We start from the raw sequence: 22,475 nt of genomic DNA, 5'->3' as shown, positions 1-22,475 counted from the left end.
CGGCTATTAGCTAAATCCTTACCACACCTTCAGGAATGCCCCTTTTGCCCCGGATTATCAACGATGAGATTGCCAAACACGGGCCAATTCCCTTTGCCCGGTTCATGGAGCTGGCGCTGTATTGTCCTGAATGTGGATTTTATGAAACGGAAAAGGACAACATTGGCCGCGGCGGGGACTTCTATACCAGCGTCAGCGTGGGGCCGCTGTTTGGGGAACTGCTGGGGTTTCAGTTTGCCCGCTGGTGGGAGGAATTGCGACTGGGGGATTGCGGATTGCAGATTGTCGAGGCGGGCGCGCATGACGGGAAGCTGGCCGGCGACATTTTGAACTGGCTTCGGCGGCAGCGGCCGGAATTGCTGGAGCGGACAGAGTATTGCATTCTGGAACCTTCGCTTCGCCGCCGCGAATGGCAGCAGGCAGCGCTCGCGGATTTTTCAGCACAGGTCCGATGGCGGGATGACTTCCCCAATCCGCAATCCGCAACCCGCGATCCGCAATTCACGGTCGTCTTCGCCAACGAACTCCTTGACGCGCTGCCGGTGCGGCGCTTTGGTTGGGATGCCGTGCGCCGCCAATGGTTCGAATGGGGGGTCACGGTGGAGGGGGCGGGTTTTCGCTGGACGCGTCTGACCGCGCCCGCGCCGTCATTGGCGCAGCGGCTGCCCTCCGCTCCGGAGCTTCTGGAGGTTTTGCCGGATGGCTGCGTGGTGGAAGTCAATGAAGCCGCGGAACACTGGTGGCGACGCGCGGCGGGCTGGCTGCGCTGCGGCAAACTCGTTACCTGTGATTACGGCTTTGAGAACGAGCAAATGGTGCTCGCGGAACGGCCCCGTGGAACGCTGCGAGCGTATCGCCACCACCAGCACGTGGATGATGTGCTGGCCAATCCCGGCGAGCAGGACATCACCGCGCACGTCAATTTCGGCCGCATCGAAGCCGTGGGAAGGGCTGCCGGTTTGACGACTGACCTGCTGGAATCACAGGAGCGGTTTCTGACGCGGATTGCGGCCGAAGCGTGGCAGCCGGACGCGGCGTTTGGCGCGTGGGATGCCCGGCGCACGCGGCAGTTCCAGACGTTAACTCATCCCGCGCATTTGGGACATAGCTTCCGGGTGCTGGTTCAATCGCGCGCCGAGGCCGGGGTCTGCCATTCCTGATTTGCCAAAGCGAGGCATGCGATGGCCGCTGTGTCAGCCCGCAGCACCAGCGGGCCCAGGGAGATGGGCAATGCGCCAGTTTTTTCAATGGCAGCGTATTCGGCGGGTGTGAAGTCACCTTCCGGACCAATCCAAAGCGCGGCGCTGCCCGGTTCCCGGTGCCTTTCCCGACGATAGTTTTCGGCCACGGCCCGCAGGCTGCGGCGTGACTCGGGCAGCGCGCACACGACGCTGACGTCCCTTGCCGGAGGTGATTTCAACAACTCCGCAAAGGACACGGGCGGGGTGATTTCCGGCAACCAGGGCGAGCCGCATTGTTTGATGCTTTCCACGGCGATCTGGCGCCATTTGTCCACCTTGGCAGGGGCGTCCTTGGCCGCGAAGTGCGCCACGACGCGTTCGCTGAGCAAGGGGATGACCCGGGCGGCGCCGAGTTCGGTGGCCTTTTGCACAATGGTCTCGAATGCGGGGCCTTTGGGAATCGCCTGCACCAGCGTGATCGCGCAGGCCAGGGGAGGCCGGTAATCGCGTTGCCGCACCCGCACCCGCACGCTGCGTTTGGTTGCCGTTTCGACGGCGCACCGCAACACACCGCCGCAACCATCCAGCACTTCCAAGGTGTCCCCGGGCTGCAGGCGCAGCACTTGTGTTGCGTGACGGGCTTCGCGCTCGGGCAGATCGAAGACTTCTCCCCGGCTTTGTTCAGGCGGGACAAAGAAGCGGCGCATGGCGATGGCTCAGCGGAAGAACTTTTTCGCCTTTTCCAGGAAGCTTTGCATCAGCGGGCTTTCCTTGCCGTTGCAGAGGGCGCCGAATTCCTCAAGCTTTTGCTTTTGTTCCGCGTTGAGCCGCGTGGGCACTTCGACGTTCACCCGCACGTGCAAATCGCCGTGGCCGTAGCCTTGCAGGTTTTTGACCCCCCGGGCCTTGAGCCGGAAGATCGTGCCGGGCTGGGTGCCCGGTGGGATTTTCACCGTTGCAGCGCCTTCCAAGGTCGGCACTTCCACTTCCGAACCGAGCGCCGCCTGCACGAAGCTGATGGGCACCTCGCAGAGGAGGTCGTCGCCGTCGCGATGGAAAACATCATGCGGCTTGAGTCGCAGCACCACGTAGAGGTCGCCTGGCGGTCCGCCGCGCAAGCCGGCATCGCCGTTGCCGGAGGAGCGCAAGCGCGCCCCCGTGTCCACGCCGGCTGGAATGCGCAAGTTGATTTTGGTCAGCTTTTCGCGCCGGCCCGAGCCCCGACAGGCCCGGCAGGGCTTCTCGATCACCCGGCCCGCGCCTTCGCAGGCGGGACACGTTTGCGCGATGCTGAAAATGCCGCGCGACGTGAGCACCTGTCCCCGGCCGCCGCAGGTGGGACAGGTTTTGATTTTGGAGCCTTCCTCACCGCCGGAGCCGCGGCAGGTGTCGCAGCGATCTGCGCGGGGAATGGAAATCTCCTTTTCACAGCCGTGGGCCGCTTCTTCCAGCGTGATTTCCAGGTCGAACCGCAGGTCGTCGCCCCGTTGCGGCTGGCTGGGGTCCGAACGCCCGCCGCCGAAGAATTCATCAAAGATGCTGCCGCCCCCGCCGCCGCCGAAGACTTCACGGAAGATGTCGAAGGGATCGTGAAACCCGCCCGCGCCCCGGCTGGCCCGGGTCCGCGGGTCGAAGGCGCTGTGGCCGTATTGGTCATACGCCGCGCGTTTTTGCGGGTCGCTGAGGGCCTCGTAAGCCTCGCCGAGTTCCTTAAATTTTTCCTCGGCCACCTTGTCACCGGGATTTTTGTCCGGGTGGTATTTCACGGCCAGCTTGCGGTAGGCCTTTTTGATTTCCTCGTCGCTGGCCGAACGGTTCACGCCGAGGATTTCGTAATAGTCACGCTTGGCCATGGGCGGGGGAGGGGGCTTTGGCGACGACGACACTGGCGGGGCGGAGCAACCGGTCGCGCAGCCGGTAACCGCGCCGGAGCTGCTGCATCACGTTGCCTTCCGGATGCTCGCTGGACTCGGCCTGCGAAACGGCTTCGTGCAGGTTGGGATCGAATGGCCTGCCGTGCGCCTCAATTTCCTCAAGTCCGGCCTCGGTCAACACCGACTTGAGCTGCTGGTGAATCATTGAGATGCCGGTCAGCAGTGACTGGGCGTTGTCGCCGCTGGTGGATTGCGCGGCGTTCAGGGCCGCCTCGAAATTGTCCAGCACGGGCAGCAGCTTCTGCATCAGCCCTTCGTTGGCGTATTTGATGGCGTCCTGTCGTTCGCGCGCGGCGCGTTTCTTGTAATTGTCGAAGTCGGCGGTGGCGCGCAGCAGGCGGTCCCAATGCTCGGCGGCTTTGGCCGCCTGGGCCTGCAATTCACTGACTTGCTCCGGGGTCAGCCCGGCCGGGCCGGCCGGCGCCCCGCTGGTCGCGGGTTCTGATGGTTGTTTGCTCATCGAAAAATGCGGGCGGATGATAAACGAAAACGGCTGCCGCGGCAACCGTGGCAGCCGTGTGCAAGCCGTTTGCCGTTCAAGGCTTCGTCAGCAGCGCCTTGAATTCCGGCAAGTCCTTCATCATCTGGAAGCGCGGATCCTTGGCCGCCTCCCCGCGGAGGTCGCGCGATTGCGTGTTCGTGGCCAGGCGGGCGTCACTGAGTTGAATGGCTTGTTTCAGGTTGGCCGTGGCGTCGGGCATTTTGCCCAGCGTGGCTTTCAACGCGGCGAGGTCATACCACGCCTCCGGCGAATCCGGTTCCACCTGGGTCAGGCGTTCGAGCGCTTCTTCGAGCTTGGGATAGTTGCGGGATTGCACCTGGTATTGGGCGACGGCGAGAATGGCTTCCGGCGTGGCGTGCGGACTTTTCACGATTTCGTCCAGCACGGTGGCGCCTGCGCTCGTCTGGCCGATGCTGAAATAGGCGCCGGCGAGATTCAGTGCCGTCTGGAAGTTGGTCGGATTCTTTTGATATTCGACCGTGAGCTTTTGAATGTTCGACTGCACCTCGCTGATCTTGCCCGCGTTGCCTTTGAAGCCTTCCAGGCGCTTGAGCGTGTCGGCCAGCTGCGAGTTATACGGGTCGAGCTTCAACGCCGTCTGCACGACCAAGATGGCGTCGTCGAGGCGGTTGTTGCCGAGCAGCACCTGCATGTAGCGGAACACGGCTTCGGGGCTGTAAGGACAGAAGGCGAAGGCCTGTTTGAAGGCGAAGTCCGCCTCCTTCAGCAGGCGCTCGCGTTCGGCGGGCGACTTGGCCACGTATTCCGGCGGCGTGGGGGAATTGGCGGACAACCCGAGGCGCCACGCGTAGATGCCGGCAATCGAGCTGCGGAGCTTGGAAAAGGCCTTCTGCGCCTGATCGTCACGGACGAATTTCAGGTCGCCCTTGAAGCCCGTGAAGTCGTGCCGCAGATAAACTTTTTCAACGAAGTCCACGATGTCCTTGATGGGCGTGTCGTCGGTGATCCAGTTGCCGATCAGGCGTTCGGAATAATTCGCCCAGAACTCGTGGTCACGCTTCAGGACGTCCTCCGACAGCGTGGGGAGTTCCTGCCGGTTGATTTTCATGATGATGCCGTAGGGCGTCAGGTGCGGATACATCCAGTCCAGCGGGAAGCTCTCTTCGACGAAGAATTCGTTCGTGGGATTGTGGTCGAACATCACCTTGGTCAGCAGCCCGTTGATGGCCATGACCGCCACTTGTCCGGAGACCTGCACGCGATCCACGCCGTTCGGATCCTTGACCACGCGCACATCCTCACCGGGGCGGAGCTGGTTCAACTGCATGCGCCGTTGCGCATCGCTCATGTATTCCTGAAAGCAGCGCGCGGAATCCTCGGGCGTGGCGATGTAGATTTCGTTCTTCGGATAAACGCCCTCCTCGCGGCGGCGCTTCTCAATCTTGTCGCCCAGCGCGATGAACGGCTTGTCCAGGTAATCGTAGGCGATTTTGGACAGCCAGTTCGTCCGGTATTCGCGCTCCTTGGGATCGCGGATGGTCAGGCGTTGGAAAACGTCCTCGAAGAACGGCGTGTCGTATTGAATCTGCGCGCTCTTGTTGTATTGCGAGCGGATATACATCAGGTAAGTGCCGTCCGCGAGGGCGTTCTGGGTGATGATGTAAACATCGCGCCGGTCGAAATTCGGATCGCGCGGCTTGCAACTCGGCGGGATGAAGCTCTCGCAGAAAATCATGTAGGTCGGGCAGAAGCGGCCTGGATCCGTGCCGCCATACAACACCGCATTGCGGTCCATTTCGGGATAGATGAGGCTGGCCTGTTTGGGGTCCTTCATCAACGCGGTCCGCTCCTTGGTATCATAGGTCAGCTTGTGGTCCTTGCCGACGAAGGGCGGGGTGAACATGTCGTGGCCAAACCAGTAGCCGAACAGGTGGTTGCGCTGTTCGTTGTCCGCCCAGTGGGACATCACCGAATGGAGTGGCATGATGGCGAACACGGCCAGCACAACGCCCAGATGCGGCCGTTCGCGGCCGAGGAGCAGATTGATCAGGAATACCACGGTCAGGCCCAGCAACAGCAGGCCCGCAAAAACCGGCAGTCCGTATTGATGCGGCTGGAAGGCGCGGCCGATGGCGTGGAAGAACGTCTGGATGGCGCTCATGCCGGTGAGACCGGCGGACATGTCATGCGCCACGTTGGCCAGCGCATACAATGCCAGGGCCGCCCCGAGCGCACCACCAATCAGCCCCCACAGCCGGAACGTGCGGTATTCGGCGAGCAGGCTGGCGGCAATCAATGTCAGGCCGTAGCCGATGGCAATGACCACCGAAACATGCGACGCGGTGAAGATGACGCGGGAAATTTCCACCGACTGGCGGTCCGTGGAGGGATTGACAAGCACCACCAGCAACACGGCGAGACACAGGTAAACCGCGACCAGGCCCAGCATCCACGCCCGCTCCCGTTTTTGCATGCGGAAGAAGAACAGCAGCGGCACGAGCGCCAGCAACGTATAGACCCAGTTGAATTCATCCACGACCCCTTCGCCCACGATGCCCAACTGCATGATGAACCGCAGTGGATCGCCGAAAACATCCGTCGGGCTGATCTTTTCGTATTGGCCGCGGGTCAGGGCGTGAATGAAACCCTCCACCGTTCGCGGGTAGCCCCATTGCATGGGCGGGGTGCTCATGCCGGCGAGCGCCATGTAGAGGTAGAAGGAGGCGCCGGCCAGCCACAAGGCGCCGCAACCGGCCACGACCAGCCATTCCTGACCTTGCTTGCGCGAGTCCCAGCCAAACTTGATCAGGCCGGCCAGGGCGACCGCCGCCAGGAGCAGGGCCATGCCACCCAGGCCGGGAATGCTGACCAGCAAGGCGAAAAAAGCCAGCAACGCGAAATCGCGCGCGAGTTCCGGGAAGGAGATCCGGGTCAACACCGCAAACGCGAGGTAGGCGGCAATGGAGCAGACGCCCACCACATTGAAAATAATGAAGACCATCTGGGTGGTGTCCACGAACATCATCTGCTCACCCCGCAGAATGAGGCCGCAGAGATAGGCGACGCTGTTCCACAGGAAGAGGCTCCGGCCCATGCGGAAATCCGCCGCGGCGATGGCGACTTCCAACCCCATTGCGGCCACGATCAGGGTTTGGTGGTTGGTGAAGCAGATGCCGTAGATGAAAAAGGCCCAGTAAAGGTAGCGCCGCTTCTGCGGGGTATAAATCCAGCGCAACAAACAGGCGAGCACGCCCATGAACGACAACAAACTGAATGCATACACCTCGACAATGACCGACTGGCTCCACATGTAGCCGTTGAAACCGAGCAACATGCCGGCCACGAACCCCGAAACCATGCAAATGGCGTTTTCCCAGCGGCGATCGATGTTTTTGAGCCCCTCGATGCCTTCGATCATCATGCTGCTGCCGCGCGAGACAACCAAGCCAACCAGACCGCAGGCCAGCGCGCCGGCCAGGGCTTCGCCCATGGCCACGCGCCACGCGATGTTGTGGAACGGCACGAAGTTCGCCCACAGATATGTGTAAAGGGTCCAGACCGGATAGCCGGGCGGATGCGGAATGCCCGCGTAAAAGGAGCCGGTGGCGAGTTCACCGCAGTCCTCCAGCGTCAGGTCCGGCGCGATGGTCAGCCAGTAGCCGGTCATGACGATGACCGTGACGATCAGGAACGTCAGCCAGTCAATCCGCCTAAACAAAGCTGGTTTGCCGGCCGGCGCGACCGGTTGGGCGGGTGCGTTCAAAGTCTTTTCCTTGGCTGACTTCGATTTATCCATGCGATTGATTCAATTGATGTGGCTAGACGGCGCGCAAAATTCGAGCGGTCCAGTTGAGGGAGAACCCCCCGGTTTGTCCATTCAAAAAGACCGGACCAATTGGGCTGCCCACCTTCGGCATTTGGAGACATTGACAGCCTGCGCCGCAAAGCGTTTGAAAATGGTCCTTCCCTGGAACGGCCAGAACGAGCCGTTCCCGCGGAACCTTACTCGTTGTGCGGGATGCGGATGGTGCTGCCGCCGATGAACTCGCGGAGGACGGCGTCCCCGGGGATCAGGTCCGCGGACGCGACCTCGGCCGCGCCCAGGCCGGTGACGGATTCGAGCAGCACGCGCAGCCGGTTGAACCGAATCCGCGCATCGACAAATCCGGGATAATCGTGAAAGTCCGCTTCCGCCGGAAGCATGCCGTCGTTCTGCATGAACAACGGCTTGAGCGCGGCCAGTTCGAAGGGAAATCCGCCGTCGATCACCACATCGGCCAGGCCGCGGAGCGGAATGATGCTGAACAGTTCGCCGGCCCGCACGTAGTGCCAGTGCAGAATTGTGCGCAAGGGGCTGTGATTCCGATGCCGCGCATCCCGCAACATGCGGCGCATCAGCCGAAGGTCGGTGAACGGAATGCGCCGGCCGTTGGAACCATCGCCTTCGTGGATGACATTCAGATTCTCAATGTAAACGCGGAACTGAACCCGGGCGGGAATGCCTTCAGTGATGGGCGGATACAACCCGTGCAGGCAGTCCAGCAGCAGAATCTGGCCGGGCTCCAGCTTGACACGCTTCGTGCCGGTGCGTCGCCCCTCCTTGAAATCGAACTGGGGTTTCTCCACTGTTTCGCCGGCCAGCAACGCCGTCAGGTGCGCGTTCAGCAACTGGATGTCCAGGGCCTCGGGAGTTTCGTAATTGCGGTCATTGATCCAGTCGGTGGGGTGTTCCACCAGCGGCCAGAAATAATCATCCAGGTTCAGCATCAAGAACTCGAGTCCGTGCCGACGCAGCCGCTCCGTCAGCTTGACGGTGGTGGTCGTCTTGCCCGAGGAACTCGGCCCGCTGATCCACATCAACCGGATGCGGTCGCCGTCCGCCAGCCGCTTGGTCATCCGTTGCGCTGCGTCGTCCAGCGCGGCTTCGTAACGGGCGAGGGAGGCTTCGATGAGCTGCCGGATGCGCCCGGCGCGCGTGATCTCATTCAAGGCGGCCACCGAAGCGCAGCCGTGTTCCTGATTCCACGCATCGACCGTGCGCAGATGTTCATGAGGGAAGCCGTTCCCGACGAATTGCCCGGACGTGATGGCTCCCTCGCGCAACCAGTGACGGCACCAGCGGTAGCAGGCGTAGGCGTCCGCCGTGTGTTGAAAGCCGTGGCTGCGCAAGGCGTGCAGCACTTCATCCTGGATGATCTCGATGGTGGGCGGGAAATTGGCGATGAGGTGATGCGGCTCGGAATTCAAACAGACCACCACGATGTCGGTCAGAAAATCCGCAATCGCCGCGTCATCTCCGCACGCCTGGAAAATCCGGTCGTTGATGCCGGGATGATGGTCGCGCGCAAAACCTCCAATCGACGCGGCCGCCCGGAGGATGGCGTTGCGGATGCGCGCCAGATCGAACCGGACCAGCGCCCGGTTCCGTTTCTGCACCTTGATGATGCGATTCTCCACAGCCATGGCTGGCCGAGAATACCGGAACGCCGACAGGACTCAACCGGTCTTCCGCCGCGGCCCAGTGCCGGCTGAAAGGAACGGGGGCGGCTTCAGCCAGGGGGAGCGGTTCGTCCGTGCTGGCGGGCTTTGCGCCAGTGTGCCCGGTGCCGGACCACCCATTCGGTCAGCGCGCTTTCAAAGCCGATGTCGCGGCCGGCTTTTTCCGATTCAATCCACTTTAGCCGCAGGATTTCTTCGCGCTCGGCCAGGAATTCCCGGTAAAGGGCCGTCCGCTGCAACCAGACGGTGTTGGCCGTCCCGGGGGGCAGGGCCGGGGATGTGCAGGAACTGGCGGCAACAGCGAACGAGGCGGGCGCGGCATTCATGGAGTGACGTTGGAATTGACGGGCTTAACGGGGGATGAGCATGCCGCAACCATATGTTCTGAACAGGTGAACAAACGTTCAAGACGAGGCGATGGCCTATTGAGCGAAGCGCGCCACCAGCGTCTGCAGGCGCTTTTCGTTCAGCGCTGCGGGATGACCGAGATAGCGGACGATGCCTTTGGGATCCACGAGGACGGCCTGGGGCAGGCTGGTCACCCCCAGGGCGTCGATGAATTTTTCCGTCGGGTCGATGGCGACTGGGAATTCCGCATGCACGCCGGCCTCGATTTCGGGATCGGTGGTTGTCTTTTCGGATACGAGACCAGAGAAGGCGATCTCCTTGGAGAACTTTTCCTGCAATGCATTGAAATCGGGCAGAAACGTTCGGGAGGCGTAGCTCCACGGCGCCCACAGGTAAATCAGTTGAAACTTCTCGCGCGCGTCGGGCTTGCCGCCGATCCAGCGCTCGACCTTCAACTCGGGCAGGGGCCGGCCGATGGGGGATTTATCGGACAGCGGGTCGGCCAGGTTCGCTTCCGTGGTCATCTCCTTCCGGCGTTCGGCCTGCTTCTCGCGGGCGGCGTTCTGTTCGATGGCGACCACCAACTGTTTGTTGAACTCCGCGTTGTCCGTGATTTGCTGCTGTTCAGCCGCGGTGGCGGTGGCCTCGTCGTAGTTGAAGCGTTTTTGCAGCTCGGGCGGGAGATGCTTGAGCTTGACGTTGCTGATGCCCTTGGAGTGCGTGAAATAAAGATCCGTCGCATTGAAGCCCAGCACCGTCACCTTCTTGTAAGTCCGTGAGCCCACCTTCAGCGTGTCCAGCTTCACCTGCTCCGCCCAGGCCGACAGGCAAAGGCAGAGCAGGGTGCAAATCAAGATGAGCCGCTTCATGGCAATATTAAGACGCTGGCGCGCCGGGATGGGTCAGCGCAGTTTCAAAAAGTTCCGCAGAATGGTGCGACCGTTCTCGGTCAGGATGCTTTCCGGATGGAATTGGACGCCCCAGACCGGAAATTCCTTGTGCCGCACGCCCATGATTTCGCCTTCCTGCGTTTCGGCCGTGATTTCAAGGCAGTCCGGCAGGGTGCTGCGCTCGATCACCAGCGAATGGTAGCGCGTGGCCTCGAACGGATTCGGCATCCCCTCGAACAAATCCTTCCCATTATGCCGGATGGGCGAGGTTTTGCCGTGCATCATGCGGTTGTTGACGATGACGTTGGCCCCGTAGGCATGGCCGATGCATTGATGGCCCAGGCATACGCCAAACAGCGGCGTCGTCGGGCCAAACGCGCGGATGATTTCGTTGGACAATCCCGCCTCGCGCGGTGAGCACGGGCCGGGCGACACCAAAATGCGCTCCGGCTTCAGCGCCCGAATCTGGTCAATGCTGATCTGATCATTGCGGAAAACCTCCATCTTCACCTGCATCTCGCCCAGATACTGGACGATGTTATAGGTGAACGAATCGTAGTTATCGATGACCAGCAACATGGTTGGGAATTTACCTGCGAAAAGCGTCGTTGCAATCCCGGAGAAACCCTTGACCTCGCGCCGGGGAAATCCGGCCTCCGGGAGCCGGTAATGAGAAGCCGGTGAATATCGGCCGACCCGCAACCGCTTCAACTGCGCGTCAATTCCAGTCCGGCTTCCGACAAGGTCACGTCCACGAAGCGGGCGCGCGGATTGGGCGGGGCGCTGGTCAATGTCTGCCGGATGTGCCGGGCCGCGGTTTCGACGTGCGCCAGAATCAGCAGGAAGCCGCCACCGCCGGCGCCCAGCAATTTGCCGGCAGCCATCCACGGGGCGATGCATTCAAGGACGGCGGCGACTTCGGGCGGGTTCGTGCCGGCGTCGAGTTCCTGGTTCAGCCGCCAGCTGGTGCGGATGGCTGCTTCAAGCCCGGCCCGATCACAGTGCTGGATGGCGTTGAAGCAACGGCCGGCATTGGCGCCAATCTCTTCCAGAATCCGGAGATGCGCGGGCGAGTTCAAGAACATGCCACGCACGATTTCTTGCAGGATGTTTTTCGCCAGGCGGGTCAGGCCGGTGTAGTAGAGCAGCACGGTTGTGTTCGCGTGACCGGCGCCAAACAAGGTGCTCGGCAGCCAGCGGACCTTGGGCGTTTGCGCCAGCCCGGCGGATGTCTCGATCAGCTTCACGCCGCCGAAGATGGCGCCCGCCTGATCCTGCCAGCCGCCGCCAGTGGTCAACATCTGTTCCAGGGCCAGGGTGCGTTGAAACAGCGCGTGCCGGTCCCAGCCCAGCCCGCACAAATCGCCGAGCGTGGCAAGCAGCGTGGCGGCGAGAATGCTGCTTGTGCCGAGCCCCGAGCCCTTCGGCACGGCGGACAGCATGGACAGCTCGATGCCGCCCCCAAAAGTGCGGAGTTGTTCGGGCAGCGAACGGAATTCGCTGTCGCCGTGAAACCGGGGCAGAAAACCGGCCAGCGCCAGGGCCGCCTTGGCCAGACCAAACTCGCTGCCCGGTTCCGCGAACGTGTCCAGTTGCTCGTAGGAGGTGAGCCGCTGCTCCACGCCCAGATCGATCGAGCGCACCACCAGTTCGAGACGCGCGCTCAGCTTGGCGAATACCTGAATCGGCGGCTGCCCGTTCAGGTCCACGGCCAGGTTGAGGACCTGCCCACCGTGCTCCAGACAATAGGGCGGCGTGTCCGTCCAGCCGCCCGCCAGGTCCAGCCGCACCGGACTGCGGCCCCAGACAATCTGGTCTTCCTGCACACACGCACGGGGCACCGCGGGCGAAAGTTGCGTCTCGCGGATGATCATCTCCCGCAGCAGCGCAAAGGCCTTCGCCTCGTGTGCCGGCCAGTTTGGGTCCTGCCGTTCCCGCTGCACCGCGGCGCGAAACATTTCGTCATGCACGAAATGCAGCGGCTCATCGTCGTCGTGCAAATCGGCCGGCGGCAACGGTTCGCCGGTTTGGGCAAAATCGCGGGCGGTCTGCTGCAGGTCGAGCCGGTAAAAAACGCTCCAGCGGCCATTGCGCAGCAGCGGTTCGAGGCAGGCGCGGCGGCGGTGGTCGCGCTGCTGGTAAAGCCGGCGCAGATTGGCCTGCTCACCGAGATCCTGCGCCGAAAGCCGGCGCGCGCCGAGCCAGCGCTGCGCAAACTGTGGATTGGCGACGGGCTGCGCGGCAAAGAGCCATTCGATGAACCGGGGATCGATGGCGTCCGGCGTGAGGACTGGAAAAAGCTTTGCGAGTTGGATGTCGCCCTCGCCAGCGTTTGTGGGAGCAATGCCACGGGCCGCAAACCATTGGGCCGCCGGGCGTCCAAACCATTGGGTTCCGGCGTGGCTCAACGCGCCGCTGAAGGTGTCTTCAAAACCGTAGGCGCGCAGGCAGACTTCTGTCCCGCCCACGGGCACAAAATCCAGACACACGCCCGGCTCCAGCCGCAAATCCCAGGCGTTCGGCGGCACGCCGGTGAATACATGTTCGTGGGCAAGCCGCCACGTTGCCGGCACCGCGCTGTTTTCAATCCACAGGGTATGGTTCTCCTCCAGTTTCAGCGGATAGTCGAACTGCGCATTCTGCACGAACTGGTCCGGATGGCGTTTGGCGCCCACGAGGCCGAGTTTGGTTTCATCCAGTTCGAGATTTTGCAGCGCAGCCACCGACTCGATCAACTGTCGGCTGGTGCCGAAGTGATAGAACTCCGCCTCAGGCAGCGGCAGGACGGCGGAGGTCAGTGACGCGATTTCCGGATCGGGCACCTGCGGTTGCGAACCCAGCGAGAGGCCGAATTGCGCATACAGCTCATATTGACTTGCGGTCGCGCCGGCAAATTGCTGCCCCGCCTCCTGCCAGCCGCACTTCGCCATCAGCACCCGCACCGCGCGTCCGCTGAGCAGCCACATGCCCGTGTCCACAAGATGAAAGAACTGTCCGGCACGGCTCCGAATTGTCGCCGGCTCCGGCTTTTGCAGAAAGAACGCGAGTTCCGTGGGCCGGGCGCGCGGGGAAAAGAAAACGCCAAAATCCCGGGCCTTCTCGGGCGTCACCCACATGCCAAGGCCCAACACATCCACGTCCGGAAACGGCGGCAGCTCGCGCGCGAAACGCAGCAGCACGTCGCCACTGGTGATCATGGCGGCGGTTCGGGGACCGGCGTGCGCCAGCACCCGCTCATAATCGGGCAATTGCACGTCGAGCAGGGTCTGGTCGAGGCGCTGGCCGTAGGACCAGCGGAACACGGGCACGGGCAGCAGCAGTTTGCCCACCGGCGCGTAGCTGGGCAGGCGCCGGCTCTGGCCGCCGCCGTGGATGAGCAGCTTGCGGCTGGCCGCCAGCCAGTCACCGAAGCTCCGGCTCGCGCCGGTTTGCCGCCAGGCCTCGGCCAGCAAATGCGCGGTGCCGCCGCCCGAGCCGAGCTTGTGCCCGGCGGGATCGCTGGTGGCAAACCACGCTGGACGCGGTTTGGCTTCGAGCGTTTCGAACTCGCGGGCCATGCCCGGCGGCAGGGAAAGCAGGCGCTGGATGGGACAAGCCATGCGAACTCAGGAGCGCCGGGCCTTCCGCGGCTTGAACAACTCCATCTGCGGTTCCTTGAAGAACTCGTAGTTCTTCAGAATGCGCACCACCTGGAGCAGGTCCGACTTCTGATAGTTGCGGTTCGTTTCGGTCTTCTCGATCAATTCTGCGAGCATGGTGCGGAAGGGGATCACGGCATCAATGCCCTTGGCGCGCAGCAGCGCAACGCTTTGGTCGCGCGCCTCGGCGCCCTGTGGCAGCGCCGGCACAACGAGGATTTTCAGCGGCGTCCCCTCCTCGCCAAACGCCCGGGCCGCCTGTTTGAACGTGGCCGGTTCAACGAAGCGAAAAATTTCGGGCGCATTCATCAGGACCGCCGGGCTGAATGTCTCCGTGTGCCAGCCCTTCACCACGACGATGGCGCGCTCCACGCGCGGCAAATCCCCCGAGCTCAGCACGAAGGGCAGTGGCGCCGCGGATTTTTGCGGGTGCGGATTGAGGACGAAGAAATCAATGTCGTCATCCTCGCGTTTGGTCTGCGCGATGTATTTGCGGTGCTGCCGCACGAGGAACTCGTGCAGCTCGAAGTATTCGCGGACGATGGTTTCGCTGACCGAGCTCATGTGTGGCGTTGCGGTTGACGTTCGCCGACGGCGTCCAATGCGGCGTGAATCTGCGCGTCGCTCACGCGCTGGCCCCAGACCACATTTCCGATGCGCCGGGCCAGCACGAATTTCACCTCGCCGGCACTGACCTTTTTGTCGAGCCGCATCGCGTCAAACAGGGCGCGGCGCCGGCGGGCGGACAGCGTCACCCTGGTGGGCAATCCCGCGCGCCGGAACAACGTCGTGATCCGCGCGGCGTCGGCGGCGGGCAACCCGACCAGTGTCACCGACAATTGAGCGGCCGCGATCTGGCCAATCGAGATGGCCTCGCCGTGGAGATATTGGCCGTAACTCGAAATCGCCTCGAGCGCGTGGCCAATCGTGTGGCCGAAATTCAAAATCGCCCGCAACCCGCCCTCGGTTTCATCCTGTGCCACGACTTCCGCTTTGATTTCGCAGCATCGGGCGATGACAGGTTCCAGCCGGGCCGTTTGCCGGCGCAGGAGTTGCGGCAGGTCGCGCTCGAGCCGCCGGAAAAGCGGTTCGTCGTAAATGATGCCGTATTTGATGACTTCGGCGAGGCCGGCCCGGTATTCGCGCGGCGGCAACGTGCGGAACGTGTCCAGGTCGCACAACACAAGCCGCGGCTGATGGAAGGCGCCGACGAGATTTTTGCCCGCCTTGAGATTCACGCCGGTCTTGCCGCCGACCGAACTGTCCACCTGCGCCAGCAACGTGGTGGGCACTTGCACGAACGGAATGCCGCGCAAATACGTGGCCGCCACAAAACCCGCGAGGTCGCCCACCACGCCGCCCCCGAGCGCCACAATGAACGACTGCCGTTCCAATCGGTTGGCCGCCAGCTGATCGTAGCAGCGCTGGACGTTCGTGAGACGTTTGGCGGTTTCACCGGCGGGGACGGTGATGAGCACGGGCGCAAAGCCCGCGCGTTTCAGGCTGGTCAGCACCCGCGGGGCGAACAGCGGCCCGACGGTCGCGTCGGTGATGACGGCGCAGCGCTGGCCGAGTTGCCGGCGCCGGCATTCTTCGCCGAGGCGGGACAGAAACTTCGGAGCGATCTTGATCGGGTAACTGCGTTGGCCCAGCGGGACTTGAACAGTGCGCACGCCCGCAGGATAAGAATTGGCGCGGGGGAGTCAAAGCGAGGAATGGTCCGGCTGGCGTTCAGAATGTGGCGTGTCGGGCACCGACCACAATCAGTTCGAACACCTGACCTGAGCGATAAGTCATCAGGCTCATTGACGCGCCGGCGGAAATCTGCCACAACCGCCCCGGTCACCCGACCTAATGGCGTCTTCCTTCAATGCTTATGAAACCAATGCTCAAACTTCTCGTGGGGATGGGTTTTGCCGGCGCGTGGGTGCCTCTGACGGTTTTCGCCCAAGGCACAACGTTTACCTATCAGGGGCGCCTGACTGAAGATGGCAGCGCCGCCAATGGCACGAACTACGGCATGGCGTTTTATCTCTATGATGCGCCGACCAACGGCAATTTGCTGGGCAACCAGGGGCCGGCCAGCGTCGCGGTCAGCAATGGTGTGTTCACAGTGCCGCTCAACTTCGGGAGCGTGTTCGATGGCGGCCCGCGCTGGCTGGAAATCGCGGTGCAGAAGAACGGTGGCGCCTTCACCAACTTGAGCCCGCGCCAGCCGCTCACGCCCGCGCCTTACGCCATGTTCGCCAACACGGCCAGCAACATCAGCGGAACGGTGTCCGGCAGCCAGGTGAGCGGGGTTATTCCGTTGTCCGGATTGCCGTCGGGCGTGCTGACGAACGGTGCGAGCGGGGTGAACATTACCGGCACGTTCTACGGTGATGGTTCGGGCGTGACGAATCTGAGCTTCATGAATGTGAATTCCGGCGGGCTCATCACCATCGTGACCAATCGGGCCAATTTCGTCTTCGCATCTGCGCCGGGCGTTGGCCCCACGCCGCTTTCGGTCACAAAGGCGGACGTCAACCAGGACGGAAAGATGGACCTGATCAGCGCCAACTTCAGCGACTTCTCGCTCACGGTATTGACGAACGCGGGTGGCGGCCGGTTTGTTCTCTCGTCCTCACCGCTTTCTGGCAACGGCCCTTATGCGGTGACCGCAGACGATGTGAATGGCGACAGCAAGCCTGACCTCATCAGCGTCAATCTCACGGTCGGCAGCCTGTCGGTGCTGACCAACAATGGCAGCGGCGGCTATGGGAGTCCCAGTCAGGTCATCATCGGCGGCAGCCCGCGCTCCGTCATCACAGCGGACGTCAACGGCGATGGCAAAAAGGACATCATCACAGCCAACACCAGCTCCAATGCCTTGACGGTCCTGACGAACAACGGCCTCGGCGGTTTCGTGGTTGCTTCGACTCCGGCCGTTGGCCTGTCGCCGTATTCCGTGACCACGGCGGACGTGAACAACGACGGCAAGATGGATCTCATCAGCGCGAACGCGAACGCCAACTCGCTGACCATTCTCACCAACAACGGCAGCGGCGGCTTTGTGTTGAGTTCCTCACCCGTCGTGGGCCTTTCGCCCATTTCGGTGACCGCAGCGGACATCAACGGCGACGGCAAGATGGATTTAATCAGCGCGAATGTGTTCAGCGACTCGTTGACCGTGCTGACGAACAATGGCCTCGGCGGTTTTGCCGTGGCCGCCTCGCCTGCGGTCGGGAGCCAGCCCTATTGCGTGATTGCTGCCGACCTCAATGGCGACGGCAAAATGGATATCATCAGCGCCAACTACAACGCCGCTTCGTTGACCGTGCTGCTCAACGATGGCCAGGGCGGGTTCATCGTGGGGGCCTCCCCGGTCACGGGCTCCAGTCCGTATTCGGTCGTTTCCCTCGACGCCAACAACGATGGCAGACCCGACCTGGCGTGCGTGAATTCGGGCAACAACAACCTGACTCTGCTGACCAACAGCACGTCATCCACGTTCGTTTTCGCCAACACGCTCAGCGGCGACGGCGGTGGGCTGACCGGACTGAATGCCAATGCCATCGTTGGCGGCCTGAGCACGAATCTCACCGTGACCGTGCCTTCGGGGACGAAGAACCTGGTTTTCATGAACGGAATTCTCCGGGCGGTGCAGTGAGCGGCAGCCGGTGTCACGTTGTGCTGCTGCAATCAACCGTGAGTCAACTCGCTGGCCACGGCCCGGCTTCTGCCCGGCGAGAGCCTGAGCGTTGTGGTTCGCCCCAGCGGGTGTAGCGCGGCCGCCCTCGGCTGCGAGTTCGGGCACCGTCCCGGTGCCAGTTCGCGCCACGCAACAGGCACGTTCTGGCGGCGAGACGCCGCCGGAACTCGCAGGCGGGGACGGCTGCGCTACGTAAAGCAATGTGGCCATTCTCGAAAAAAGAGAAGGCAGGCAAACCGGCAGTGTGCGTCGCACAGGCGTTGGAGTTGCTGGTCGCCATCGCAAGCCAGATTGTTTTGACTTGAGCCAGCCGGTCAGAATCTTTTCCAGCCAGCAGGCACTTTGTCTTCGGGGTCGTCGGCGGTCCGGTAGGTCGGCAGGGACCATTTGGTGTGTTGTTCCTTGCTGGTCGAGCCGTAGCCGGACTCGTTCCAGAGGTAGAAGCTGCGGAAGTGGTCCGCCGAATCGTAGATGAACGCGCTGTAGCTATCCTGCTCTTTCCCGTCCACAGGCTGGATGGTGAAGTTCCACCGCCACATGGTGCGCTCCGGCACGCTGACCTTGAAATGCGCATTGGTTCCCGCCGGCAGTTTGACCTGCTGGCCGCGTTCGACGGTCAGGATGTATTCCCGGTCTCGTTCCCATTTCCAGGGCACGGTGTTGGGCTTGTCGATGCCGCACTCGATGAGCTTCAAATCCTCCTGCCAATTCACCTCCTCGTAATCCTTGGAGCCGCCACCACGGTTGACGAGTCCGCCCCAGTTGGCTTTCTCGGCGCCGGAATTCACCTGCGGTCCGCCGTGCGCCCAGGTCTGGTTGGGGAAATTCACCTGGACGGCGAAGAAGTTCAGCCCGTTCGTAGCCGCCCGCTCCACGATGAGATGCGTGCTGACGCGCACGAGCTTGGCGTCCTTCGGAATGCCTTCAAAGCGCAGGTGCGTGTGCGGGTCCGTCTCCCCGCCGCCGATGGCGATGTTCGGAACGGTGTTGGGGGCAGCCGCCGCATGCGCGAGGGACAATGCGACGAGGCCGGCGAGGATGTTTCGGGGCAGAAGCAGTGATGTGGCTGGCACGCGGTCATGATTGGCGACAAATGACCCGCTGTGGATACCACATAATGGGGAGGTCCGGGCGGGCGAACTCCGGCCGTGCGGCAGCTTGGTCGCATTGCCCTCACGCCGTTTCGCAGTCCAATGCCCGCTTGCTGCTGCGGGGGGGCTTTCCCATACTTGACCGATGCTCGACATCAATCTGATTCGGAAGCAGCCTGATTTTGTCAAAGAACGCCTCGCCACGCGGCAGGGTGGCGATGAAGCGCACATTGAGGCGATTCTTCAGCTCGATGAACAGCGGCGCAAGGCGCTGGCCGAGGTGGAGGCCTTGAAGGCGCTGCGCAACAAGGTGTCGAAGGAAATCGGCGCGTTGATGGGGCAAAAGAAAATCGAGGAGGCCAATGCCAAGAAAGCGGAGACCAAGGATTTGGGCGACAAGATTGCGGCGCTGGACAAGCAGGCGGGCGAGGCGGAAGCGGGCCGCGACAAGCTGATGCTCGGGCTGCCGAACCTGCCGCACGCATCCGTGGCGATTGGCAAATCGGCGGAGGATAATCCCGTCGTCCGGGTTCATGGGGAGAAGCCGAACTACGCGTTTCAGCCCAAGTCGCACGTGGAACTCTGCGAGAGTCTGAAGCTCGTTGATTTCGCGCGGGCGGCGAAACTTTCGGGCAGCGGCTTCCTGCTCTACACGCATTGGGGCGCAAAGCTGGAACGCGCGCTGATTCAGTTCATGCTCGACCTGCATTCGACCGAGCACGGTTACACCGAGGTGTCGCCGCCGTTCATGGTCGGTGAACATTGCCTCGTGGGCGTCGGCCAGTTTCCGAAGTTCAAGGATCAATACTACGGCGTGGCCGAAGGCGACGTGGCGGAGAACCTGGGCAAGCTTTACCTGATTCCCACCGCGGAAACGCCGGTGGCGAACATTCATCGTGAGGAGCTTCTCAAGGCCGAACAACTGCCGATTCGCTATTGTGCCTACACGCCGTGCTTCCGTGGCGAGGCGGGCGCGGCGGGTGTTGGGACGCGCGGCATGATTCGCGTGCACCAGTTCGACAAGGTGGAACTGATCAAGGTGGTGAAGCCCGAGAGCAGTTACGACGAACTGGAAAAGATGGTCGCGAATGCCGAACGCATCCTGCAATTGATGGGGCTGCATTACCGCGTCATTTCCCTTTGCACGGGCGACATGGGCTTCGGCAGCGCGAAGACCTACGACCTTGAAGTCTGGGCGCCCGGGCAGGGGAGCTACCTCGAAGTGTCGAGCTGCTCGAACTGCGAGGATTTCCAGGCGCGGCGGATGAACCTGCGTTTCAAGGCCGAGGATGGCACCAACAAGTTCCCGCACATCCTGAACGGCAGCGGCACGGCGCTGGCGCGGTTGTTTGTCGCGCTCATCGAAACGCATCAGCAGGCAGATGGCAGTGTCCTCGTGCCTGAGGCCTTGCGGCCGTATCTGAAGACCGACCGCATTACGGCGTGAGATTTGCCCCGGCCGCCGCGCCCGCCAATCGTCAGAAGCTGGGCGACGCGCGCAATACTCGGTGGAACAGCCCGCGATGAAAATCCTGATGGCCAGCAGCGAAGTGCATCCGTATTCCAAGACGGGTGGGCTGGGTGACATGGTTGCGGGCCTTGCCAAGACCCTGGCGCGCCTGGGGCATCAAGTCGGCATCGTGACGCCGCTCTATCGCGGCATCCGCAGCCGGCATGCGCAGCTGCGCAAACTGGACTGGCGGCTGGCGCTGGAACTGGGGCCGCGGACGGTCACGGGTGAAATCTGGATCGAGGAACCGGTGCCTGGGCTCACGCTTTACTTCGTGCAGCAGCCGCAGTTTTTCGACCGGCACGGCATCTACAGCGAGAGCGGCTCCGACTACGCCGACAACGCAGACCGGTTTGTCTTTCTTTCCAAGGCCGCCGTGCATCTGGCGCGTTATCTCCCGTGGCAGCCGGAGGTCGTGCACGCGCACGACTGGCAGACGGGGCTGATTCCGATCCTGGCGCAGCACGAGCAGCGGACGCGGGGCTGGGACGCGCGTCCGCCGGTGATGCTGACCATTCACAACCTGGCCTACCAGGGAACGTTTGCCGCGGGTGCATTTCAACTGACGAACCTGCCGTGGAGCCAGTTCACCATCCAGACCGCCGAGTTTTACGGCGCGATGAACTGCCTGAAGTGCGGCATCGCCTGCGCCGACGTGATCACGACCGTGAGCCCGCGGTATGCGCGCGAGATTACGACGGAAGAATTCGGTTGTGGCCTCGACGGGCTTTTGCGGGAGCGCATCGGCGTTTTGCACGGCGTCATCAACGGCGTCGATTACGACGACTGGAACACGGCCCAGAATCCGTTTTTGCCGGCGCATTATTCGGCGGCAAACTGGCGCGGCAAGGAAGCGAACAAGGCGGCTTTGCTGGCGGAACTGGGACTGGTCAAGACCGCCGGCGTGCCGCTGTTCGGCAGCATCACGCGGCTTGCGGAACAAAAGGGCATCGATTTGCTGGTGCCGGCGCTCGACGAAATGCTGGCGCGCGAGCCGATGCAGTTTGTGATGCTGGGGAGCGGCGATCCCGGTTACGAGCGCGCCATGCATCAACTGGAGAAGCGACATCCCGGCCGGGTGGCCATTCGCATCGGCTACGATCCGGGCCTGGCGCATCGCATCGAAGCCGGATGTGATTTTTACCTCATGCCGTCACGGTTCGAGCCGTGCGGCTTGAACCAGCTTTACAGTCTGCGCTACGGCACGGTGCCCGTCGTGCGCGCGGTGGGTGGTTTGGATGACACGGTGGTGGATGCACAAGAAAACGCCGCGGCGGCCACGGGCATCAAGTTTTGCGAATACAGCCCCGCGGCCCTGGCGCAGGCCATCCGCAAGGCGCTGGCGCTTTACGCCGCGCCGGCCGCGCTGCAACGGTTCCGGCAGAACGGGATGGTGGCCGATTTCTCGTGGGACCGGACGGCGGAACGATACGTGGGATTGTATGGGCGGCATTGAAGGGCCGCGCAGAAGTCCCACGGCCATTTTCTCCGGGGGCGCGCCGATTATTGCTTCAACGCAGTGGGCAGATCGCGCTTCATGACCTCAATTGCATCCAGCAGCGCCAACGAAAGCGACCGCCCGTAACTGGTGCCCGACGCTCCCCAGTTGATGCCCACGCTGCCTTTGCCCTCGTAGGACTTCTTGAACACTTCCTTTCCTGCGCGGCTCACCCTGACGACGAGCGTCGCGGACCCGTCGTAACTCATGTATGCGTCGCAGTAGAGCGAAGTCAGCGAACCCACCAGCACCGGTGTGCTCGCATCAACGGCGGCGTCAGCATTCACGACTTCATAACCGGCCTTTTGCAGCTCGCACCGCACCGCCTCGGTGACCAGCGAATTGATGTCCTCAGTGTCGCAAACGACCTCGGCGGTCTTCATGCCGAAGCCATTGCGCACGTGCCCGACGACACGCTTGTCCGCGCGGTCATCGTCGAAATGCTGGACGGCAATGCGGCCGAGAACACCGGCTGGCTGGCTGTTCGTGGCGGTTTTCGCTGCCTTGGTGTCGGGCGGATAGGTGATTTTGGCGTGGCGCGTTCCGAAAGCACATCCATTGGTCGAAACGAGGAGAAACGCGAGCGCGGCGGTGAGGATGACAGAGTTGCTGTTCATAAGAGACCTGCTCCTTCAGGATTCGATTGATTCGTAAATCTAACCCAGAATCGTGTCAACTCGTGATTTCTTCAGCGCTCCTGAAGAGGCTGGCGGAGCAGCAATGGTGGGGGCG

The 22,475-nt window shown here is 62.5% G+C and carries 17 protein-coding genes; 4 read left to right on the top strand and 13 right to left on the bottom strand.

The window, feature by feature from the left end; genetic code table 11:
- Positions 1 to 35 precede the first annotated feature (35 nt).
- Complete coding sequence (locus VFV96_15295; GenBank protein ID HEU5071770.1) at positions 36 to 1,160, top strand: SAM-dependent methyltransferase; 1,125 nt, start codon at positions 36 to 38, stop codon at positions 1,158 to 1,160.
- Here the strand turns inward: VFV96_15295 and VFV96_15290 are convergent.
- The 11 genes from VFV96_15290 to aroB all read right to left on the bottom strand — a co-directional run bounded on the left by VFV96_15290 (position 1,124) and on the right by aroB (position 15,626).
- Positions 1,124 to 1,888 (bottom strand): RsmE family RNA methyltransferase, encoded by a 765-nt coding sequence (locus tag VFV96_15290; GenBank protein ID HEU5071769.1) that lies wholly within the window; start codon positions 1,886 to 1,888, stop codon positions 1,124 to 1,126. The two genes, VFV96_15295 and VFV96_15290, sit on opposite strands and share 37 nt — an antisense overlap.
- 9 nt (positions 1,889 to 1,897) lie before the next feature.
- Positions 1,898 to 3,034 carry a molecular chaperone DnaJ gene (gene dnaJ / locus VFV96_15285; protein HEU5071768.1) on the bottom strand — a complete coding sequence of 379 codons (1,137 nt, stop codon included), beginning with the start codon at positions 3,032 to 3,034 and terminating at the stop codon, positions 1,898 to 1,900.
- Positions 3,021 to 3,575, bottom strand: a complete 555-nt coding sequence (gene grpE / locus VFV96_15280; GenBank protein HEU5071767.1) for a nucleotide exchange factor GrpE — start codon at positions 3,573 to 3,575, stop codon at positions 3,021 to 3,023. The genes dnaJ and grpE overlap by 14 nt, the downstream gene beginning before the upstream one ends.
- Before the next feature lie 76 nt (positions 3,576 to 3,651).
- Positions 3,652 to 7,374 (bottom strand): DUF2723 domain-containing protein, encoded by a 3,723-nt coding sequence (locus tag VFV96_15275; GenBank protein ID HEU5071766.1) that lies wholly within the window; start codon positions 7,372 to 7,374, stop codon positions 3,652 to 3,654.
- A gap of 206 nt (positions 7,375 to 7,580) precedes the next feature.
- Positions 7,581 to 9,041, bottom strand: coding sequence for an ATP cone domain-containing protein (locus VFV96_15270; GenBank protein HEU5071765.1), 1,461 nt, complete (start codon positions 9,039 to 9,041; stop codon positions 7,581 to 7,583).
- An 86-nt stretch (positions 9,042 to 9,127) separates the two neighbouring features.
- Positions 9,128 to 9,403 carry a hypothetical protein gene (locus tag VFV96_15265; protein HEU5071764.1) on the bottom strand — a complete coding sequence of 92 codons (276 nt, stop codon included), beginning with the start codon at positions 9,401 to 9,403 and terminating at the stop codon, positions 9,128 to 9,130.
- Positions 9,404 to 9,499: 96 nt separating this feature from the next.
- Positions 9,500 to 10,294: a TlpA disulfide reductase family protein gene (locus VFV96_15260; GenBank protein HEU5071763.1), complete on the bottom strand. Its 795-nt coding sequence runs from the start codon at positions 10,292 to 10,294 to the stop codon at positions 9,500 to 9,502.
- A 33-nt stretch (positions 10,295 to 10,327) separates the two neighbouring features.
- On the bottom strand, positions 10,328 to 10,894 hold the full coding sequence (locus tag VFV96_15255; GenBank protein HEU5071762.1) for an aminodeoxychorismate/anthranilate synthase component II: 567 nt from the start codon (positions 10,892 to 10,894) through the stop codon (positions 10,328 to 10,330).
- Positions 10,895 to 11,022: 128 nt separating this feature from the next.
- Positions 11,023 to 13,914, bottom strand: coding sequence for a bifunctional fucokinase/fucose-1-phosphate guanylyltransferase (locus tag VFV96_15250; GenBank protein HEU5071761.1), 2,892 nt, complete (start codon positions 13,912 to 13,914; stop codon positions 11,023 to 11,025).
- A 6-nt stretch (positions 13,915 to 13,920) separates the two neighbouring features.
- Positions 13,921 to 14,517, bottom strand: a complete 597-nt coding sequence (locus VFV96_15245; protein HEU5071760.1) for a hypothetical protein — start codon at positions 14,515 to 14,517, stop codon at positions 13,921 to 13,923.
- Positions 14,514 to 15,626: a 3-dehydroquinate synthase gene (aroB, locus tag VFV96_15240; protein ID HEU5071759.1), complete on the bottom strand. Its 1,113-nt coding sequence runs from the start codon at positions 15,624 to 15,626 to the stop codon at positions 14,514 to 14,516. The genes VFV96_15245 and aroB overlap by 4 nt, the downstream gene beginning before the upstream one ends.
- Positions 15,627 to 15,829: 203 nt before the next feature.
- On the opposite strand from aroB, the gene VFV96_15235 reads away from it, so the two are divergent.
- Positions 15,830 to 17,602, top strand: coding sequence for a VCBS repeat-containing protein (locus tag VFV96_15235; protein HEU5071758.1), 1,773 nt, complete (start codon positions 15,830 to 15,832; stop codon positions 17,600 to 17,602).
- A gap of 356 nt (positions 17,603 to 17,958) precedes the next feature.
- On the opposite strand, the gene VFV96_15230 is transcribed toward VFV96_15235, so the two are convergent.
- A complete protein-coding gene (locus VFV96_15230; protein ID HEU5071757.1) occupies positions 17,959 to 18,717 on the bottom strand; it encodes a hypothetical protein in 759 nt (252 codons plus the stop codon).
- Between the two features lie 163 nt (positions 18,718 to 18,880).
- Here VFV96_15230 and serS point away from each other — a divergent pair, with 163 nt between their 5' ends.
- Positions 18,881 to 20,182 (top strand): serine--tRNA ligase, encoded by a 1,302-nt coding sequence (gene serS, locus VFV96_15225; GenBank protein HEU5071756.1) that lies wholly within the window; start codon positions 18,881 to 18,883, stop codon positions 20,180 to 20,182.
- Between the two features lie 76 nt (positions 20,183 to 20,258).
- A complete protein-coding gene (gene glgA, locus VFV96_15220) occupies positions 20,259 to 21,701 on the top strand; it encodes a glycogen synthase GlgA (GenBank protein HEU5071755.1) in 1,443 nt (480 codons plus the stop codon).
- A 47-nt stretch (positions 21,702 to 21,748) separates the two neighbouring features.
- On the opposite strand, the gene VFV96_15215 is transcribed toward glgA, so the two are convergent.
- Positions 21,749 to 22,360 (bottom strand): hypothetical protein, encoded by a 612-nt coding sequence (locus tag VFV96_15215; GenBank protein HEU5071754.1) that lies wholly within the window; start codon positions 22,358 to 22,360, stop codon positions 21,749 to 21,751.
- Between the last annotated feature and the right edge of the window lie 115 nt (positions 22,361 to 22,475).

The sequence above is a fragment of the Verrucomicrobiia bacterium genome (assembly GCA_035765895.1).
Taxonomy (GTDB): domain Bacteria; phylum Verrucomicrobiota; class Verrucomicrobiia; order Limisphaerales; family DSYF01; genus DSYF01.
The sequence above is the reverse complement of the archived record's forward strand: the minus strand, read 5'-3'. Positions and strand labels throughout refer to the sequence as shown.

What these genes read in the sequence shown, in the direction of transcription:
- VFV96_15295 (HEU5071770.1), top strand. Translation starts at nt 36, where the DNA reads ATGCCCCTTTTGCCCCGGATTATCAACGATGAGATTGCCAAACACGGG.
- VFV96_15290 (HEU5071769.1), bottom strand. Translation starts at nt 1,888, where the DNA reads ATGCGCCGCTTCTTTGTCCCGCCTGAACAAAGCCGGGGAGAAGTCTTC.
- dnaJ (HEU5071768.1), bottom strand. Translation starts at nt 3,034, where the DNA reads ATGGCCAAGCGTGACTATTACGAAATCCTCGGCGTGAACCGTTCGGCC.
- grpE (HEU5071767.1), bottom strand. Translation starts at nt 3,575, where the DNA reads ATGAGCAAACAACCATCAGAACCCGCGACCAGCGGGGCGCCGGCCGGC.
- VFV96_15275 (HEU5071766.1), bottom strand. Translation starts at nt 7,374, where the DNA reads ATGGATAAATCGAAGTCAGCCAAGGAAAAGACTTTGAACGCACCCGCC.
- VFV96_15270 (HEU5071765.1), bottom strand. Translation starts at nt 9,041, where the DNA reads ATGGCTGTGGAGAATCGCATCATCAAGGTGCAGAAACGGAACCGGGCG.
- VFV96_15265 (HEU5071764.1), bottom strand. Translation starts at nt 9,403, where the DNA reads ATGAATGCCGCGCCCGCCTCGTTCGCTGTTGCCGCCAGTTCCTGCACA.
- VFV96_15260 (HEU5071763.1), bottom strand. Translation starts at nt 10,294, where the DNA reads ATGAAGCGGCTCATCTTGATTTGCACCCTGCTCTGCCTTTGCCTGTCG.
- VFV96_15255 (HEU5071762.1), bottom strand. Translation starts at nt 10,894, where the DNA reads ATGTTGCTGGTCATCGATAACTACGATTCGTTCACCTATAACATCGTC.
- VFV96_15250 (HEU5071761.1), bottom strand. Translation starts at nt 13,914, where the DNA reads ATGGCTTGTCCCATCCAGCGCCTGCTTTCCCTGCCGCCGGGCATGGCC.
- VFV96_15245 (HEU5071760.1), bottom strand. Translation starts at nt 14,517, where the DNA reads ATGAGCTCGGTCAGCGAAACCATCGTCCGCGAATACTTCGAGCTGCAC.
- VFV96_15235 (HEU5071758.1), top strand. Translation starts at nt 15,830, where the DNA reads ATGAAACCAATGCTCAAACTTCTCGTGGGGATGGGTTTTGCCGGCGCG.
- serS (HEU5071756.1), top strand. Translation starts at nt 18,881, where the DNA reads ATGCTCGACATCAATCTGATTCGGAAGCAGCCTGATTTTGTCAAAGAA.
- glgA (HEU5071755.1), top strand. Translation starts at nt 20,259, where the DNA reads ATGAAAATCCTGATGGCCAGCAGCGAAGTGCATCCGTATTCCAAGACG.
- VFV96_15215 (HEU5071754.1), bottom strand. Translation starts at nt 22,360, where the DNA reads ATGAACAGCAACTCTGTCATCCTCACCGCCGCGCTCGCGTTTCTCCTC.